General features: G+C 63.1%; 21 protein-coding genes. 20 read left to right on the forward strand and 1 reads right to left on the reverse strand.

The genetic code is table 11. The features are described from left to right. Positions 1-3 precede the first annotated feature (3 nt). Both secF and WM94_RS19370 read left to right on the forward strand, forming a co-directional pair. Entirely contained in the window at positions 4-912 is a 909-nt protein-coding gene (gene secF, locus WM94_RS19365) for a protein translocase subunit SecF (protein WP_013971011.1), read from the forward strand. Between the two features lie 119 nt (positions 913-1,031). Further along, the gene (locus WM94_RS19370; protein ID WP_013971012.1) at positions 1,032-1,574 is read left to right on the forward strand and encodes a glycine zipper 2TM domain-containing protein; all 543 of its coding nucleotides are present in this window, start codon (positions 1,032-1,034) and stop codon (positions 1,572-1,574) included. 71 nt (positions 1,575-1,645) lie between these two features. On the opposite strand, the gene suhB is transcribed toward WM94_RS19370, so the two are convergent. Next, positions 1,646-2,464, reverse strand: a complete 819-nt coding sequence (gene suhB / locus WM94_RS19375; RefSeq protein ID WP_003257850.1) for an inositol-phosphate phosphatase — start codon at positions 2,462-2,464, stop codon at positions 1,646-1,648. Positions 2,465-2,615: 151 nt separating this feature from the next. Between suhB and trmJ the strand changes: the two genes are divergently transcribed. The 18 genes from trmJ (at position 2,616) to bamB (ending at position 17,626) form a co-directional block, all read left to right on the forward strand. Next, the gene (trmJ, locus tag WM94_RS19380; protein WP_031325634.1) at positions 2,616-3,371 is read left to right on the forward strand and encodes a tRNA (cytosine(32)/uridine(32)-2'-O)-methyltransferase TrmJ; all 756 of its coding nucleotides are present in this window, start codon (positions 2,616-2,618) and stop codon (positions 3,369-3,371) included. Between the two features lie 3 nt (positions 3,372-3,374). Beyond that, a complete protein-coding gene (cysE, locus tag WM94_RS19385) occupies positions 3,375-4,160 on the forward strand; it encodes a serine O-acetyltransferase (protein WP_013971015.1) in 786 nt (261 codons plus the stop codon). 179 nt (positions 4,161-4,339) lie between these two features. Continuing rightward, positions 4,340-4,831, forward strand: a complete 492-nt coding sequence (iscR, locus tag WM94_RS19390) for a Fe-S cluster assembly transcriptional regulator IscR (RefSeq protein WP_061551923.1) — start codon at positions 4,340-4,342, stop codon at positions 4,829-4,831. Positions 4,832-4,877: 46 nt separating this feature from the next. Further along, positions 4,878-6,092 (forward strand): IscS subfamily cysteine desulfurase, encoded by a 1,215-nt coding sequence (locus WM94_RS19395; RefSeq protein ID WP_013971017.1) that lies wholly within the window; start codon positions 4,878-4,880, stop codon positions 6,090-6,092. 46 nt (positions 6,093-6,138) lie between these two features. Further along, positions 6,139-6,525, forward strand: coding sequence for a Fe-S cluster assembly scaffold IscU (iscU, locus tag WM94_RS19400; RefSeq protein ID WP_003248539.1), 387 nt, complete (start codon positions 6,139-6,141; stop codon positions 6,523-6,525). 28 nt (positions 6,526-6,553) lie between these two features. Continuing rightward, entirely contained in the window at positions 6,554-6,877 is a 324-nt protein-coding gene (gene iscA / locus WM94_RS19405) for an iron-sulfur cluster assembly protein IscA (RefSeq protein WP_003257854.1), read from the forward strand. Between the two features lie 8 nt (positions 6,878-6,885). Continuing rightward, entirely contained in the window at positions 6,886-7,407 is a 522-nt protein-coding gene (gene hscB / locus WM94_RS19410) for a co-chaperone HscB (RefSeq protein WP_015269012.1), read from the forward strand. A gap of 42 nt (positions 7,408-7,449) precedes the next feature. Further along, entirely contained in the window at positions 7,450-9,312 is a 1,863-nt protein-coding gene (gene hscA, locus WM94_RS19415) for a Fe-S protein assembly chaperone HscA (RefSeq protein ID WP_015269013.1), read from the forward strand. 3 nt (positions 9,313-9,315) lie between these two features. Beyond that, positions 9,316-9,657 carry an ISC system 2Fe-2S type ferredoxin gene (gene fdx, locus WM94_RS19420; RefSeq protein ID WP_025337773.1) on the forward strand — a complete coding sequence of 114 codons (342 nt, stop codon included), beginning with the start codon at positions 9,316-9,318 and terminating at the stop codon, positions 9,655-9,657. A gap of 10 nt (positions 9,658-9,667) precedes the next feature. Next, positions 9,668-9,868: a Fe-S cluster assembly protein IscX gene (gene iscX, locus WM94_RS19425; protein ID WP_003257859.1), complete on the forward strand. Its 201-nt coding sequence runs from the start codon at positions 9,668-9,670 to the stop codon at positions 9,866-9,868. 89 nt (positions 9,869-9,957) lie between these two features. Then, positions 9,958-10,389: a nucleoside-diphosphate kinase gene (ndk, locus tag WM94_RS19430; protein WP_013971021.1), complete on the forward strand. Its 432-nt coding sequence runs from the start codon at positions 9,958-9,960 to the stop codon at positions 10,387-10,389. A 24-nt stretch (positions 10,390-10,413) separates the two neighbouring features. Continuing rightward, the gene (gene rlmN / locus WM94_RS19435) at positions 10,414-11,559 is read left to right on the forward strand and encodes a 23S rRNA (adenine(2503)-C(2))-methyltransferase RlmN (RefSeq protein ID WP_013971022.1); all 1,146 of its coding nucleotides are present in this window, start codon (positions 10,414-10,416) and stop codon (positions 11,557-11,559) included. A 14-nt stretch (positions 11,560-11,573) separates the two neighbouring features. Beyond that, complete coding sequence (pilW, locus tag WM94_RS19440; RefSeq protein WP_013971023.1) at positions 11,574-12,335, forward strand: type IV pilus biogenesis/stability protein PilW; 762 nt, start codon at positions 11,574-11,576, stop codon at positions 12,333-12,335. Then, positions 12,332-13,378, forward strand: a complete 1,047-nt coding sequence (locus tag WM94_RS19445) for a RodZ domain-containing protein (RefSeq protein ID WP_061551924.1) — start codon at positions 12,332-12,334, stop codon at positions 13,376-13,378. The genes pilW and WM94_RS19445 overlap by 4 nt, the downstream gene beginning before the upstream one ends. A 2-nt stretch (positions 13,379-13,380) precedes the next feature. Continuing rightward, a complete protein-coding gene (gene ispG, locus WM94_RS19450; protein ID WP_003257869.1) occupies positions 13,381-14,490 on the forward strand; it encodes a flavodoxin-dependent (E)-4-hydroxy-3-methylbut-2-enyl-diphosphate synthase in 1,110 nt (369 codons plus the stop codon). A 25-nt stretch (positions 14,491-14,515) separates the two neighbouring features. Beyond that, the gene (hisS, locus tag WM94_RS19455; protein ID WP_061551925.1) at positions 14,516-15,805 is read left to right on the forward strand and encodes a histidine--tRNA ligase; all 1,290 of its coding nucleotides are present in this window, start codon (positions 14,516-14,518) and stop codon (positions 15,803-15,805) included. 39 nt (positions 15,806-15,844) lie between these two features. Next, positions 15,845-16,483: a tetratricopeptide repeat protein gene (locus WM94_RS19460; protein ID WP_013971027.1), complete on the forward strand. Its 639-nt coding sequence runs from the start codon at positions 15,845-15,847 to the stop codon at positions 16,481-16,483. Then, positions 16,484-17,626, forward strand: coding sequence for an outer membrane protein assembly factor BamB (gene bamB / locus WM94_RS19465; RefSeq protein ID WP_013971028.1), 1,143 nt, complete (start codon positions 16,484-16,486; stop codon positions 17,624-17,626). The last annotated feature ends 28 nt before the right edge of the window (positions 17,627-17,654 follow it).

Genomic DNA, 17,654 nt, shown 5'->3' on the forward strand with positions numbered 1-17,654 from the left:
GCGATGAAAACCATCAACTTCATGGGCGTGCGCAATGTCGCGTTCGCCGTTACCGTGCTCCTCACCGTGCTGGCGCTGTTCAGCTGGTGGCAGAAGGGCCTGAACTTCGGCCTGGACTTCACCGGCGGTACGCTGATCGAGCTGACCTACGAGCGCCCGGCCGACCTCAAGGCGGTGCGTGCCGAGCTGGTCAATTCCGGCTTTCACGAGGCGGTGGTGCAGAGCTTCGGCGCCACCACCGACCTGCTGGTGCGCATGCCGGGTGATGACCCACAGCTGGGCAACAAGGTTGCTGAAGCCCTGCAGAAGGCCGGTGGCGACAACCCGGCCAAGGTCAAGCGTGTCGAGTTCGTAGGCCCGCAGGTGGGTGAGGAGCTGCGCGACCAGGGTGGCATGGGCATGCTCCTGGCACTGGGCGGCATCCTTATCTACCTGGCCTTCCGCTTCCAGTGGAAGTTCGCCGTGGGCGCGATCGTCTCGCTGATCCACGACGTGGTGGTGACCCTGGGTATCCTGTCGTTCTTCCAGATCACCTTCGACCTGACGGTGCTGGCGGCGGTACTGGCGATCATCGGCTACTCGCTGAACGACACCATCGTCGTGTTCGACCGGGTGCGCGAGAACTTCCGCGTCATGCGCAAGGCCTCTCTCATCGAGAACATCAACGTTTCCACCACCCAGACCCTGCTGCGGACCATCGCCACCTCGGTTTCGACCTTGCTGGCCATTGCCGCGCTGCTGTTCTTCGGTGGCGACAACCTGTTCGGCTTCTCGCTGGCCCTGTTCATCGGCGTCATGGCCGGTACCTATTCGTCGATCTATATCGCCAACGTGGTACTGATCTGGCTGAACCTGAGCAGTGAAGACCTGATCCCGCCGGCCAAGACCGACGGTGTGGACGACCGTCCATAAGGTGTGCTTCACGCCGTTTGGCGGCCAAAAAGGCGCGAGTGTTGAACTCGCGCCTTTTTTTTTACTCCAAGGCTGGGAGAAGGCGGGTCGGACCCGCGGGTGATGATCAGGAGGTTCATGTGAACAAATCAATGCTTGTGGGTGCGGTACTGGGTGCTGTCGGTGTGACTGCCGGAGGTGCTGTCGCTACCTACAGCTTGGTCAACAAGGGGCCTGAATATGCACAGGTCACCGACGTGCAACCGATCAAACAACAGGTAAAAACCCCCCGTGAGGTCTGCAAGGACGTCGCCGTGACGCGTCAGGCGCCGGTCAAGGACCAGCACCAGATCGCCGGTACCGTGGTGGGCGCCATTGCCGGTGGCCTGCTGGGTAACCAGATCGGTGGTGGTAGCGGCAAGAAGATCGCCACTGTTGCCGGTGCGGTCGGTGGTGGTTATGCCGGTAACAAGGTGCAGGAGGGCATGCAGGAGCGTGACACCTACACCACCACGCAAACCCGCTGCAATACGGTCAACGATATCAGTGAGAAGGTGGTGGGCTACAACGTGAAGTACACCATCGGCGACAAGGTCGGGCAGGTGAAGATGGATCACGAGCCCGGTTCGACCATTCCACTGGACAAGAATGGCAAGCTGATCCTGAGTGAAGCCGGCCAGTAAGGCCGCATGGCTTCGACAGGCATAAAAAAAGCACCCCGAGGGGTGCTTTTTTGTTTGCCGGCAATCCGCGCTTAGCGCTTCATGTTCTCTGGCAGGTGCGGCTGGATAGCGGTCAGCACGGCCTTGAAGCACTTGATGTTGCCCGCAACGATATGGCCCTTCTCGAGGAAGTCATGGCCGCCGTTGAAGTCGCTCACCAGGCCGCCCGCTTCCTGGATCAGCAGCACGCCGGCCGCCATGTCCCATTCGGACAGGCCCGACTCCCAGAAAGCGTCGAAACGGCCGGCGGCCACGTAGGCCAGGTCCAGGCTGGCGGAGCCGGCGCGGCGAATGCCGGCGGTCTGGCCAGTCAGGGCGCGGAACATGCCCAGGTAGTTGTCCAGGTCGGCCATCTGGCTGTCACGGAACGGGAAGCCGGTGCCCAGCAGGGCGCCTTCCAGGCTGGTGCGCGAGCTGACACGCAGGCGGCGACCATTGAGCTGGGCGCCACGGCCGCGGCTGGCAGTGAATTCTTCCTGGCGAACCGGGTCGACGATCACGGCGTGCTCAAGGCGGCCACGGTATTTGCAGGCGATGCTGACGGCGAAGTGCGGGATGCCACGCAGGAAGTTGGTGGTGCCGTCCAGCGGGTCGATGATCCACAGGTAATCCTTGCCTTCTTCGCCGCTACCCGCGTGCAGGCCGGTTTCCTCGCCCTGGATGGAGTGGTTCGGGTAGGCCTTGCGCAGGGCGTTGACGATGCTCTGCTCGGCGGCGCGATCGACTTCGGAGACGTAGTCCTTGGCCTCTTTCTCATCGACCTTGATGCTATCCAGGCGTTCGATGGAGCGGAAAATCAGTTCACTGGCGCTGCGAGCGGCGCGCAGGGCGATATTCAGCATAGGCTGCATGGGCGGGTCACCTGGAGATGTTAAAGAAGAAAGCCGATCATTCTAGCAGAAAACTTTGGCGGCAGAAGTGTCACATTTGCTTTCATGGCGTTACGTCTGTCGGTTCTGTAAGATCGAAGGCCCTGATTCCTGCATCTGTGAGCACAACACCTTGCTGCAAAATATTCGTGTTGTTCTGGTCAATACCAGCCACCCCGGCAACATCGGCGGCGCTGCACGTGCCATGAAAAACATGGGCTTGTCGCGTCTGGTGCTGGTGCAGCCGAAAGAGTTCCCCGCCGTGGATGCCAGTGCCCGAGCCTCGGGTGCCGACGATGTGCTGGACAACGCCCAAGTGGTCGACAGCCTCGAGCAGGCGTTGGTCGGCTGCAACCTGGTGATGGGCACCAGCGCCCGCGAGCGGAGCATCCCCTGGCCGCTGATCGGCCCGCGCGAGTGCGGGGCCAAGGCGGTGGAGCATGCCAACGGTGGCGAGGAAATCGCCCTGGTGTTCGGGCGTGAACACGCCGGCCTGACCAACGAAGAACTGCAGCGATGTCACTTCCACGTGCACATTCCCTCCAACCCCGACTTCAGCTCGCTGAACCTGGCCGCCGCTGTCCAGGTGCTCTCCTACGAGGTGCGCATGGCCTGGCTTGCCGCCGGTGCAGCGCCGGGCAAAGTCGAGAAGGTTGACGCCAGCGAGCTGGCGACGATGGACGAAATGGAGCTGTTCTACGACCACCTGGAAAAGACCCTGGTCGGTATCGGCTTTCTCGACCCCGAAAAGCCCAAGCACCTGATGCCGCGCCTGCGCCGGCTGTATGGGCGGGTGGCGGTCGAACGTTCGGAAATGAGCATTTTGCGCGGCATCCTCACCGAGACCCAGAAAGTGGTCCGGGGCGAGCCGCATAAACGGAAGGACTGACAGATGTTCGAACGCCTGCGTGAAGATATTCAAAGCGTATTCCACCGTGACCCGGCTGCACGCAACGCCTTTGAGGTGCTGACCTGCTACCCAGGCATGCACGCCATCTGGCTGCACCGCCTGGGCAATGCCCTGTGGAAGCGTGATTTCAAGTGGCTGGCCCGCCTGGTGTCGAACTTCGGCCGCTGGCTGACCGGCATCGAGATCCACCCCGGCGCCACCATCGGACGGCGCTTCTTCATCGACCACGGCATGGGCATCGTCATCGGCGAGACCGCCGAGATCGGCGACGATGTCACCCTTTACCAGGGCGTGACCCTGGGCGGCACCAGCTGGAACAAGGGCAAGCGCCACCCCACCCTGGAAAACGGTGTGGTGGTAGGGGCGGGGGCCAAGGTGCTGGGCCCGTTCACCGTCGGCGCCGGGGCCAAGATCGGTTCCAATGCGGTGGTGACCAAAGCCGTGCCGGCAGGGGCTACGGCGGTTGGTATCCCCGGGCGAATCATCGTCAAGAGCGAAGACAACGAGGTCGAGGCCAAGCGTAAGGCCATGGCTGAGAAGATCGGCTTCGATGCCTATGGCGTCAGTGGCGACATGCCCGACCCGGTGGCCCGTGCCATCGGCCAGATGCTCGACCACCTGCAGGCAGTCGACGAACGGCTGGAGGGCATGTGCGGCGCTCTGACCAAGATGGGCAGTGATTACTGCGCCAAGGAACTGCCAGCCCTGCCGGAAGATGACTTCAAGGAAGTTGCCCAGGTGGCTCAGCGCGACACTCAGTCACATTGATTGCGCCGCGCTGAAATCATGGTGACATACGGGGCGTGTGCTCACGCCCCCTGTCTGCTACAATCGCGCCCGCCTCCCCGATGCAAACCCGACTAAAGCACTAGGTCTAATAGTTGACTTAAATGCTCGGGAATCGCATACTCGCTCACATCCTGTAACTCCCGTGGTACCCAATAGCCATGCGACTGACTACCAAAGGCCGATACGCCGTGACCGCCATGCTCGACCTGGCGTTGCACGCGCAGCGTGGGCCGGTGTCTTTGGCCGACATTTCCGAGCGCCAGGGCATTTCCCTCTCTTATCTGGAACAGCTGTTCGCCAAGCTGCGCCGCAGCAGCCTGGTCTCCAGCGTGCGTGGTCCAGGCGGTGGCTACCAGCTGTCGCGGGGCATGGAAACCATCCAGGTGGCCCAGGTCATCGATGCGGTCAACGAATCGGTCGATGCCACCCGTTGTCAGGGCCTCGGGGACTGCCATGCCGGTGATACCTGCCTGACCCACCACCTGTGGTGCGACCTCAGCCAGCAGATCCATGAATTCCTCAGCGGTATAAGCCTGGCCGACCTCGTCATGCGCCGTGAGGTGCAGGAAGTCGCCCAGCGCCAGGACCTGCGTCGTGTCGCAGGCCGAACCGCCCAGCTGGACAAGATTGAGACGTCCGCCGTCGATTGATCCCTCCGGGACGACGAGCGACGCCACCGCCTGATAGGAGAGACAAATGAAGTTGCCGATCTACCTCGATTACTCCGCGACCACCCCGGTCGACCCACGCGTGGCCCAGAAGATGGCCGACTGCCTGCTGGTCGACGGGAACTTCGGTAACCCGGCTTCGCGCTCCCACGTCTTTGGCTGGAAAGCCGAGGAAGCGGTCGAGAACGGTCGCCGCCAGGTTGCCGAACTGATCAACGCCGATCCGCGCGAAATCGTCTGGACCAGCGGTGCCACCGAGTCCGACAACCTCGCACTCAAGGGCGTCGCGCACTTCTATCAGACCAAGGGCAAGCACATCATCACCTCCAAGATCGAGCACAAGGCGGTCCTGGATACCGCTCGCCAGCTGGAGCGTGAAGGTTTCGAAGTCACCTACCTCGAGCCAGGCGAAGATGGCATCGTCACCCCGGCCATGGTCGAGGCGGCGCTGCGCGACGACACCATCCTGGTTTCGCTGATGCACGTGAACAACGAAGTTGGCTCGATCAACGATATCGCCGCCATCGGTGAACTGACCCGCTCGCGCGGCGTGCTGTTCCACGTTGACGCCGCGCAATCGGCCGGCAAGGTCGAAATCGACCTGCAAAAGCTGAAGGTCGACCTGATGTCGTTCTCGGCGCACAAGGTCTACGGCCCGAAAGGCATCGGCGCGCTGTACGTCAGCCGCAAGCCTCGTGTACGCCTGGAAGCCATCATTCACGGCGGTGGCCATGAGCGCGGCATGCGTTCGGGCACCCTGCCGACCCACCAGATCGTCGGCATGGGCGAAGCCTTCGCCATCGCCAAACAGGAAATGGCCGCGGAAAACGTACGCATCAAGGCCCTGAGCGACCGCTTCTTCAAGCAGGTCTCGGACCTCGAAGAGCTGTACGTCAACGGCAGCAAGACTGCCCGCGTACCGCACAACCTGAACCTGAGCTTCAACTACGTCGAAGGCGAATCGCTGCTGATGTCGCTGAAGGATATCGCCGTATCGTCCGGTTCGGCCTGCACCTCCGCGTCGCTCGAGCCGTCCTACGTATTGCGCGCCCTGGGCCGCAATGACGAGCTGGCGCACAGCTCGATCCGCTTCTCCTTCGGCCGCTTCACCACCGAAGAAGAAGTCGACTACGCCGCGCAGAAAGTCTGCGAGGCCGTGAACAAACTGCGTGAGCTGTCGCCGCTGTGGGACATGTACAAAGACGGCGTTGACATCTCCAAGATCGAGTGGGCCGCCCACTAAGCAGTCGCCAGCAAGAGCGGCTCCCTGATGAGGAAGGAATTGCACCATGGCATACAGTGAAAAGGTCATCGACCACTACGAAAACCCGCGCAACGTCGGCAAGATGAACGCCGAAGACCCGGACGTCGGTACCGGCATGGTCGGCGCCCCGGCCTGCGGTGACGTGATGCGCCTGCAGATCAAGGTCAACGAGCAGGGCGTGATCGAAGACGCCAAGTTCAAGACCTATGGCTGCGGTTCGGCCATCGCTTCCAGCTCCCTCGCCACCGAGTGGATGAAGGGCAAGACCCTGGACGAAGCCGAAACCATCAAGAACACCCAGCTGGCCGAAGAACTGGCGTTGCCGCCGGTCAAGATCCACTGCTCGGTACTCGCCGAAGATGCCATCAAGGCAGCCGTTCGCGATTACAAGCAGAAGAAAGGCTTGATCTAAGTCGCCTGTTGCGAGGTAAGGAGTCCTGATGGCTATCAGCATGACAGAAGCCGCCGCCAACCACGTGCGGCGTTCCCTGGAAGGGCGCGGCAAGGGCGAAGGCATTCGCCTGGGCGTGCGCACCACCGGTTGCTCGGGCCTGGCCTACGTGCTGGAGTTCGTCGACGAGCTGGCGGACGAGGACCAGGTGTTCGAGAACCATGGCGTCAAGGTGATCATCGATCCCAAGAGCCTGGTCTACCTCGATGGCACCGAGCTGGACTTCGTCAAGGAAGGGTTGAACGAAGGCTTCAAGTTCAACAACCCCAACGTGCGCGGTGAGTGTGGCTGCGGCGAAAGCTTCAACGTTTGAGGCTGGCTGTGGGTACTCCTTGTCATTTCGCATTGTTTGACCTCCAGCCAAGCTTCCGCCTGGATCTCGACAAGCTGGCCACTCGTTATCGCGAGCTGGCCCGCGAAGTCCATCCCGACCGCTTTGCCGACGCCTCCGAGCGCGAGCAGCGCGTGGCGCTGGAAAAGTCCGCGGCCCTCAACGACGCCTACCAGACACTGCGCAGTGCGCCGCGTCGCGCCCGCTACCTGCTGGCCATCGGCGGCCACGAAGTGCCTCAGGAGGTCACGGTCCACGACCCTGACTTCCTGTTGCAGCAGATGCAGTGGCGTGAAGAGCTCGAAGAACTGCAGGACGAAGCCGACCTCGATGGCGTGGCCGTGTTCAAGAAGCGCCTGAAGGTCGCCCAGGACACGCTGAACGAGGACTTTGCCGCCTGCTGGGACGCCCCAGGCGAGCGCGACAAGGCCGAACGCCTGATGCGCCGCATGCAGTTCCTCGACAAGCTCGCCCAAGAAGTGCGCCAACTGGAAGAGCGCCTCGACGATTAACCCGGTGCTGCCCGTGATAGCACCTAAGGTATTCAGATAAGCATGGCCCTACTGCAGATTGCCGAACCCGGTCAAAGCCCTCAGCCGCATCAGCGCCGCCTGGCGGTGGGGATCGACCTGGGTACCACCAACTCCCTGGTCGCCGCACTGCGCAGCGGCCGTAGCGAGCCCCTGCCCGACGCGCAGGGCAATGTCATTCTGCCGTCCGCGGTGCGCTACCTCGAAGGGCGCAACGAAGTGGGGCAGGCTGCACGCGATGCCGCTTCCAGCGACCCGCTGAACACCGTGCTGTCGGTCAAGCGCCTGATGGGGCGCGGCCTGGCCGACGTCAAGCAACTGGGCGAGCAGCTGCCGTACCGCTTCGTTGGCGGTGAGTCGCACATGCCGTTCATCGACACCGTGCAGGGGCCGAAAAGCCCGGTGGAAGTGTCCGCCGATATCCTCAAGGTGCTGCGCGAGCGTGCCGAAGCCACCCTTGGTGGTGAGCTGGTGGGTGCGGTTATCACCGTGCCGGCCTATTTCGACGATGCCCAGCGCCAGGCCACCAAGGACGCTGCGCGCCTGGCCGGCCTGAACGTGCTGCGCCTGCTCAACGAGCCGACCGCCGCTGCCGTGGCCTATGGCCTGGACCAGAACGCCGAAGGCGTGGTGGCCATCTATGACCTGGGCGGCGGTACCTTCGACATTTCCATTTTGCGCCTGACTGCCGGCGTATTCGAAGTGCTGGCCACCGGTGGCGATACCGCCTTGGGCGGTGACGACTTCGACCACGCCATCGCTGGCTGGATCATCGAGCAGGCCGGGCTGTCATCCGACCTGGACCCGGCCACCCAGCGCGCACTGTTGCAGACCGCCTGCGCCGCGAAGGAAGCCCTGACCGACGCCGACGTGGTCAGCGTCAGCCATGGCACTTGGCAGGGCGAGCTGAGCCGCGCTGGCTTCGAAGCCATGATCGAGCCCATGGTCGCCCGCAGCCTCAAGGCCTGCCGTCGCGCCGTGCGTGACAGTGGTATCGAGCTGGAAGAAGTCAGCGCCGTGGTCATGGTCGGTGGTTCGACCCGCGTACCGCGTGTGCGTGAAGCCGTCGGAGCACTGTTCGGTCGCACCCCGCTGACCTCGATCGACCCCGACCAGGTGGTGGCCATCGGTGCCGCCATCCAGGCCGATACCTTGGCCGGCAACCGCCGCGAAGGTGGCGAACTGCTGCTGTTGGATGTCATCCCGCTGTCGCTTGGCCTTGAGACCATGGGCGGGCTGATGGAGAAGGTGATCCCGCGCAACACCACCATCCCGGTGGCGCGTGCCCAGGAGTTCACCACCTATAAAGATGGCCAGTCGGCCATGATGATCCACGTGCTGCAGGGCGAACGTGAGCTGATCAGCGATTGCCGCTCGCTGGCGCGCTTCGAGTTGCGTGGCATCCCGGCCATGGTCGCCGGTGCGGCAAAGATCCGCGTCACCTTCCAGGTCGACGCCGATGGCCTGCTCAGCGTCGCCGCACGCGAGCTGGGCTCGGGCGTGGAAGCCAGCATCCAGGTCAAGCCGTCCTATGGCCTGACCGACGGCGAAATCGCCCGCATGCTCAAGGACTCCTTCGAACACGCAGGTTCCGACAAGCAGGCCCGCCAGCTGCGTGAGCACCAGGTTGACGGCGAGCGCCTGCTCGAAGCGGTACAGGGCGCCCTGGACGCCGACGGCGAGCGCCTGCTCAGCAGTGACGAGCGCGACGCCATCGAATTCCAGATGCAAGAACTACGTGATTTGCTGGCCGGCACCGATGGCGCAGCCATCGAGCAACAGACCAAGCGTCTGTCGCAGGTGACCGACGCATTTGCCGCCCGTCGCCTTGATTCGACGGTCAAAGCCGCACTGGCCGGGCGCAACCTGAATGAGATCGAGGAGTAACCGATGCCGCTGGTGACATTCCTGCCGCACGAGAAGTTCTGCCCCGAAGGGCTGACCGTGGAAGTCGAGCCCGGGACCAACATCCTGGAGCTGGCCCACGACCATCACATCGAGATGGAAAGCGCCTGCGGCGGCGTCAAGGCCTGCACCACTTGCCACTGCATCGTGCGCAAGGGCTTCGACTCGCTCGAAGAAGCCGACGAACTGGAAGAGGACATGCTGGACAAGGCCTGGGGCCTGGAGGCTCAATCGCGCCTCGGCTGCCAGGTGGTTGTCGCTGACCAGGACCTGGTCATCGAGATCCCCAAGTATTCGCTCAACCACGCCGCCGAAGCGCCGCACTGAGGTTTACCCCATGAGCCTGAAATGGATTGATGTACTTGAGATCGCCATCCAGCTTGCAGAAAGCAAGCCGGAAGTCGATCCTCGTTATGTGAATTTCGTCGATCTGCACCGCTGGGTGCTGGCCTTGCCAGAATTCAGCGACGATCCGTCACGCGGCGGTGAGAAAGTGCTCGAGGCCATCCAGGCGGCCTGGATCGAAGAAGCCGACTGAACGCGTCCTGCAGGTTAGGCAATCCCCTGGAACCCGCGTATAATTCGCGGGTTTAATTTTTCGCAACACTCATTTTTCTGGAGTTTTCCATGGCTGTTCAACGTACTTTCTCCATTATCAAGCCTGACGCCGTTGCCAAGAACGTCATCGGCGAGATCACCACTCGTTTCGAGAAAGCCGGCCTGCGCGTCGTCGCTTCGAAAATGAAGCAACTGTCCAAGGCCGAAGCCGAAGGCTTCTACGCCGAACACAAAGAGCGCGGCTTCTTCGGTGATCTGGTTGCCTTCATGACTTCCGGCCCGGTCATCGTTCAGGTTCTGGAAGGCGAAAACGCCGTTCTGGCCAACCGCGAGCTGATGGGCGCCACCAACCCGAAAGAAGCTGCTGCCGGCACCATCCGTGCTGACTTCGCCGTTTCCATCGACGAAAACGCTGTTCACGGTTCCGACTCGGAAGCTTCGGCTGCCCGCGAAATCGCTTACTTCTTCTCCGCTACCGAGCTGTGCGACCGCATTCGCTAAGCGAAGCAGGTCTTGGGTGATTCCATGAGTGACATGACTGGCAAGATCAACCTGTTGGGCCTGACCCTGCAGGAAATGGAAAAATTCTTCGAGTCGATCGGAGAGAAGCGTTTTCGTGCCGGTCAGGTCATGAAATGGATTCACCACTATGGCGTCGACGATTTCGCCGCCATGACCAATGTCGGCAAGGCCTTGCGCGAAAAGCTCGAGGCCGTTGCCGAGATTCGGGGCCCGGAAGTGGTCAGTGAAGACATTTCCGCCGATGGTACCCGCAAGTGGGTGGTCCGCGTTGCCTCCGGCAGCTGCGTCGAGACCGTCTACATCCCCACCGACGATCGCGGCACCCTGTGCGTGTCGTCGCAAGCCGGCTGTGCCCTGGACTGCAGCTTCTGCTCCACCGGCAAGCAAGGCTTCAACAGCAACCTCACCGCCGCCGAAGTGATCGGCCAGGTGTGGCTTGCCAACAAATCCTTCGGGACCGTTCCGGCCAAGATCGACCGCGCCATTACCAACGTGGTCATGATGGGCATGGGCGAACCCCTGCTGAATTTCGACAATGTCATCGCCGCCATGAAGATCATGATGGAAGATCTGGGCTATGGCATTTCCAAGCGTCGCGTCACCCTGTCCACCTCGGGCGTGGTGCCGATGATCGACGAGCTGGCCAAGCACATCGACGTGTCGCTGGCCCTGTCGCTGCACGCACCGAACGACGAACTGCGCAACAAGCTGGTGCCGATCAACAAGAAGTACCCGCTGAAGATGCTGCTGGAATCGTGCATGGGCTACATGTCCACCCTGGGTGGCAAGCGCGTGCTGACCATCGAGTACACCCTGCTCAAGGACGTCAACGACCAGCCTGAGCATGCTGCGCAAATGATCGAGCTGCTGCGCGACGTACCCTGCAAGATCAACCTGATCCCGTTCAACCCGTTCCCGCACTCGGGCTACGAGCGGCCGAGCAACAACGCCATTCGCCGCTTCCAGGATCTGTTGCACCATGGTGGCTTCAACGTCACCACCCGCACCACCCGTGGTGATGACATCGACGCTGCCTGTGGTCAGCTGGTCGGCCAGGTCAACGACCGCACCCGCCGCAGCGAGCGCTACATCGCTGTGCGCCAGCTGTCCGCGGACGCCGAGCTGCAAGACAGCCCCGCCAGCCACTGACCGGGACCTTGCCCATGAGCCTGCGCGCCGCGCTGTCGATCCTTGCGCTTTCGCTGCTGGCCGGCTGCGTGTCGGGCGGCGCGGGCGACCCCCTGGCCAGCCGTCAGGGCAGGGCAGAGGCGGGGCGGGCCTATGTGCAGCTTGGGCTGGGTTATTTGCAACAGGGTTTGACCGAGCAGGCCAAGGCGCCGCTGGGCAAGGCCCTGGCCCTGGATGGTGGTGATGCCGATGCGCACGCCGCCCTGGCGCTGGTCTTTCAGGCCGAAGGCGAGCCCGCGCTGGCCGAAACGCACTTCCGCAAGGCGCTGAAGGCACGCACCGGCGACACGCGAATTCGCAACAATTACGGCAGTTTCCTTTATGCTCAGGGCCGATTTGCCGAGGCCGAGCAGATGTTTCGCCTTGCCAGCGCCGATACCCTGTATCCTGAGCGCTCACGCGTTTACGAGAACCTGGGCCTGACCGCCCTGAAGCTCGAGCGCCGCGACCAGGCGCATGCGTATCTGCTGAAAGCTCTGCAACTCAACCAGCGGCAGCCGAAAGCCTTGCTGGAAATGGCTGAGTTGTCCTACGAAAACAGGCATTATGTGCCGGCCCGGGACTACTACGATCGTTTCAGCCAGTTGAGCGACCACGATGCCCGTAGCCTGCTGCTGGGCAGCCGCCTTGCCAGGGTATTCGACGAGCAAGGCACACTGGCCGAGCTGGGCCAGCAATTACAACGACTTTATCCCGGTACGCCGGAATATCAGCAATACCTGTCGGAGCAACGATGAAAGCCGCGCATCCCGAAGTAGCAGTAGCGCCTGGCCAGAACCCCGGTGAGCTTTTGCGTCAGGCCCGTGAGAACCGGGACTGGTCACAAGCCGAGGTGGCCCGCAAGCTCAACCTCACTGTCAGTTCGTTGAACCACGTGGAAACCGGCGCCTTCGACAAGCTGCCGGGGCATACCTTCGCCCGTGGTTATATCCGCGCCTATGCCAAGCTGATGGACCTGGACCAGGCTGCCCTGGTGGACGCCTTCGACCGTTACACCGGCACCCACGCCAAAGGCAGCGATGTGCACTCGCTGGGCCGTATCGAAGAGCCCGTGCGCCTGTCGCACAACATTCTGCGTGGCGTCAGCCTGCTGCTGCTGGTGGCAGTGGTCGGCGGCGGCTTCGTCTGGTGGCAGGACCAGGGCAGCCTGCGTGGCAAGGAGCTGGCCAAGATTGCCCTGGAGCACGTCGAAGTCGAAAGCGCCGACGGCACCACCCAGATTCACCCGCTCGATGAGCCTGAAGACCAGGCTGTTTCCGCTGACCAGCAGCCGGAGAGTGCGCCGCTGCCGCTTGAGCAGGGCGCAGCCGAGCAGCCTGCCGCCGCCGTACCGGCACCGGCAAGCCCGGCACCTGCCGATACCGCTGCCGTAGTACCGACACCGGCCCAGCAGGCGCCTGCGCCAGCGATCGCCAGCGCACCTGCTGCCGCGCCTGCGCCGGTAGCACCGGTTGCCCCGGCCCCGGCGGCTGTTGCACCTGCTACACCTGTAGCGGCCGTGGCCGCTGCCGAGCCTGCCGCCGCCGCAGTGCCGGCTGGCAGCGCCAAGGTCGCCATCCAGTTCGTCGCCGATTGCTGGACCCAGGTCACCGACGGCAACGGCAAGGTGCTGTTCAGCGCCATCAAGCGCAAGGGGGACAACCTCGAGCTGACCGGCAAGCCGCCGTTCTCGGTACGCCTGGGCTTTGCCCGTGGCGCCCAGGTCAGCTACAACGGCCAGGCCGTCGATGTTGCCCCGTTCACCAGTGGCGAGACCGCTCGCCTGAAGTTGGGACAGTAATCATGCACGGCGAATCTCCGATCAAACGTCGCGAATCCCGCAAAATCTGGGTCGGCAATGTACCGGTGGGTGGTGATGCCCCCATCGCGGTGCAGAGCATGACCAACACCGACACCAACGATGTGGCCGCCACCGTGGCGCAAATCCAGCGCCTGGTCGATGCCGGCGTGGACATCGTGCGCGTCTCGGTGCCGGACATGGACGCTGCAGAGGCGTTCGGCCGTATCAAGCAGCAGGTCAGCGTGCCGCTGGTTGCCGACATCCACTTCGACTACAAGATCGCCCTGCGCGTGGCCGAACTGGGCGTCGACTGCCTGCGCATCAACCCGGGCAACATCGGCCGTGAAGACCGTGTACGCGCGGTGGTCGATGCCGCCCGCGACCGGGGCATCCCGATCCGTATCGGCGTCAACGCCGGCTCCCTGGAAAAGGACCTGCAGAAGAAGTATGGCGAACCGACCCCGGCGGCGCTGGTCGAGTCGGCCCTGCGCCATGTCGAGCACCTCGACCGCCTGGACTTCCAGGACTTCAAGGTCAGCGTCAAGGCATCCGATGTGTTCATGGCCGTCGAAGCCTACCGCCTGCTGGCCAAGCAGATCGTGCAGCCGCTGCACCTGGGCATCACCGAAGCCGGTGGCCTGCGTTCGGGGACGGTGAAATCCGCTGTCGGCCTCGGTATGCTGCTGGCCGAAGGCATTGGCGATACCATCCGTATCTCGCTGGCGGCCGACCCGGTCGAAGAAGTGAAAGTCGGCTACGACATCCTCAAGTCGCTGCACCTGCGCTCGCGTGGCATCAACTTCATCGCCTGCCCGAGCTGCTCGCGGCAGAACTTCGATGTGGTCAAGACCATGAACGAGCTGGAAGGGCGCCTGGAAGACCTGCTGGTGCCGCTGGACGTGGCGGTGATCGGTTGCGTGGTCAACGGCCCGGGCGAAGCCAAGGAGGCCCATGTGGGGCTGACCGGCGGCACGCCGAACCTGATCTACATCGACGGCAAGCCGGCGCAGAAGCTGACCAACGACAACCTGGTCGATGAACTGGAAAAGCTCATCCGCCAGAAAGCGGCCGAAAAGGCCGAAGCCGACGCGGCGCTGATCGTCCGTGGCTGACACACAGAATTCGTAAGGACTTTTCGTGAGCAAATCGCTGCAAGCCATCCGTGGCATGAACGACATCCTGCCAGAACAGTCGCCGCTGTGGCGCTACTTCGAAGGCACCGTGGCCGGCCTGCTGGACACCTACGGGTACAGCCAGATCCGCACGCCGATCGTCGAGTTCACCGAGCTTTTCAAGCGCTCCATCGGTGAAGTGACCGACATCGTCGAAAAAGAGATGTACACCTTCGAGGACCGCAACGGCGATTCGCTGACCCTGCGCCCCGAAGGCACCGCGGCCTGCGTGCGTGCCGTGCTCGAACATGGCATCACCGGCAACGGCCAGGTGCAGAAACTGTGGTACATCGGCCAGATGTTCCGCCACGAGCGCCCGCAGAAGGGCCGCTACCGCCAGTTCCACCAGATTGGCGTGGAAGTGTTCAACCTGGATGGCCCGGACATCGACGCCGAGCTGATCATGCTGACCTGGCGCTTGTGGGGCCTGCTGGGCATCCAGGACGCGGTCAAGCTGGAGCTCAACAGCCTGGGCACCAGCGAAGCCCGTGCACGCTACCGTGATGCGCTGGTCGAGTTCCTCTCGGCGCGCCTGGAGCAACTGGACGAAGACAGCCAGCGCCGCCTGAAGAGCAACCCGCTGCGCATTCTCGACAGCAAGGACCAGAACACCCAGGCGGTGCTGGTCGGCGCGCCGAAGCTGGAAGACTACCTGGACGAAGAGTCGCGCATGCACTTCGAGGGCCTCAAGGCTCGCCTGGACGCTGCTGGCATCCCGTTCGTGATCAACACCAAGCTGGTGCGTGGCCTGGACTACTACAGCAAGACCGTGTTCGAGTGGGTCACCGACAAGCTCGGCGCCCAGGGCACTGTCTGCGCCGGCGGCCGTTATGACGGCCTGGTCGAACAGATGGGCGGCAAGCCGACCCCGGGCGTCGGTTTCGCCATGGGCATCGAGCGCCTGATCCTGCTGCTGGAAACCCTTGGCAAGGTGCCCGAGTCCATCAGCCGCCAGATCGACGTCTACCTGTGCGCCTTTGGCGAACAGGCGGAGCTGGCCGGCCTGCGCCTGTCCGAAAACTTGCGCGACCGCTTGCCGGGCCTGCGCCTGGCAGTCAACGCCGGCGGTGGCAGCTTCAAGAGCCAGTTCAAGAAAGCCGACAAGAGCGGCGCGCTGTTCGCCCTGATCCTCGGTGACGACGAACTGGCCAAGCAAGAGATCGGCTTCAAGCCCCTGCGTGGTCAGGGCGAACAACAGAACATTGCCTGGGATGCTCTGGCTGAGCACCTGGAAACCGCGATCGCGCAGGCGTAACGCGGTTCAACAAGCGAATAGGCGAAAAGGAGTATTGGGGTGTCGAGTACCGATGATGAACTGGCAGGGGTCAAGGACTGGTGGAACCGCAACGGCAAGCCGCTGTTGACCGGTGCCCTGCTGGCTGGCGTGGTGGTGTTGGGCTGGAATACCTGGCACAAGTACCAGAACAATCAGTCGCAAGGTGCCTCGCAGCTGTACCAGGCCTTGCTGGAGACCAGCCTGACGCCGACTGGCCAGCCTGACGCGACCAAGGTCGCGGAACTGGCCGGCAAGCTCAAGAGCGAGTTCGGCGGTACCGCCTACGCCCAGTACGGCAGCCTGTTCGTTGCCAAGGTCGCGGTCGAGAGCGGCAAGCTCGACGACGCTGCTGCCGAGTTGAAGAGCGTGCTGGACAAGCCGGCCGATGCCACTCTGGGCGAGATTTCGCGTCAGCGCCTGGCTCGTGTGCTGGCCGCCCAGAACAAGGCCGAGGATGCCCTCAAGCTGCTCGACGGCGACGCCGACAAAGCCTTCCTGGCCAGCCGCGAAGAGTTGAAAGGTGACCTGCTGGTGCAACTGGGTCGCGCCGACGACGCGCACAGCGCTTACGAGAAAGCCAAGGCTGCGTTGTCCGATGAGGCGGCGGTCGGTGGCCTGCAATTGAAGCTGGATGACTTGGCCAAAGGGGACGCGTAAGTGATCGGTTGGAAACATGCAGCAGTGCTGACCCTGGCCGTACTGGCCGCGGGTTGCAGCAGCAACAGCAAGAAGGAACTGCCTCCGGCCGAGCTGACCAAGTTCACCGAGGAAGTGGTGCTGAAAAAGCAGTGGAGCCGTTCGATCGGTGACGGCCAGGGCGAGACCTACAATACCCTCGTACCTGCTATCGAGAACGACCGTATCTACGCCTCCGACGTCAACGGCGAAGTCTTCGCCCTCGACCGCATCACCGGCGACGTGGTGTGGAAGAAGGACCTCGAGCTGCCGGTTTCCGGCGCTGTCGGTGTGGGCTACGGCCTGGTCATGATCGGTACCCTCAAGGGTGAAGTCATCGCCCTGGACTCCAGCACCGGTGAGGAGCGCTGGCGCTCCCGCGTGACCAGCGAAGTACTGGCCCCACCTGCCAACAACGGTGACGTGGTGGTGGTGCAGACCCAGGACGATCGCCTGATCGGCCTGGATGCCGCCACTGGCGACCGCCGCTGGATCTACGAAAACACCCCGGCCGTGCTGACCCTGCGTGGCACCGGCGCACCGATCGCCACCAATCGCCTGGCCGTCGCCGGCCTGTCCACCGGCAAGGTGGTGGCGGTGGACATCAACAACGGCGTGCCGGTGTGGGAAAGCCGTGTGGCAATCCCGCAGGGTCGTTCCGAGCTGGACCGCGTGGTCGATATCGACGGCGGCTTGCTGCTGTCGGGTGGTACCCTGTACGTCAGCACCTACCAGGGCCGCGTCGCGGGCCTGGACCTGGAAAGCGGCCGCGTGCTGTGGCAGCGTGATGCCTCCAGCTACGTGGGTGTCGCCCAGGGCTACGGTAACGTCTATGTCAGCGAAGCTTCCGGTACTGTCGAAAGCGTCGACGAGCGCTCGTCCAGCGCCCTGTGGACCAACGACACCATGGCTCGCCGCCAGCTGACCGCGCCTGAAGTGTTCTCCAGCTACGTGGCGGTGGGCGACTTCGAGGGTTACCTGCACCTGCTGAGCCAGGTCGATGGCCGCTTCGTCGGCCGTGAGCGTATCGACAGTGATGGCCTGCGCGCCCGCCCACTTGTGGTCGGCGACACCATCTACGTCTTCGGCAACAGCGGCAAGCTCGAGGCACTGACCATCCGCTGAAGCTATGCTTGAAGCCTTGGCGGGCTTC

Source organism: Pseudomonas sp. ABFPK (genome assembly GCF_001586765.1).
Taxonomy (GTDB): Bacteria; Pseudomonadota; Gammaproteobacteria; order Pseudomonadales; family Pseudomonadaceae; genus Aquipseudomonas; species Aquipseudomonas asiatica.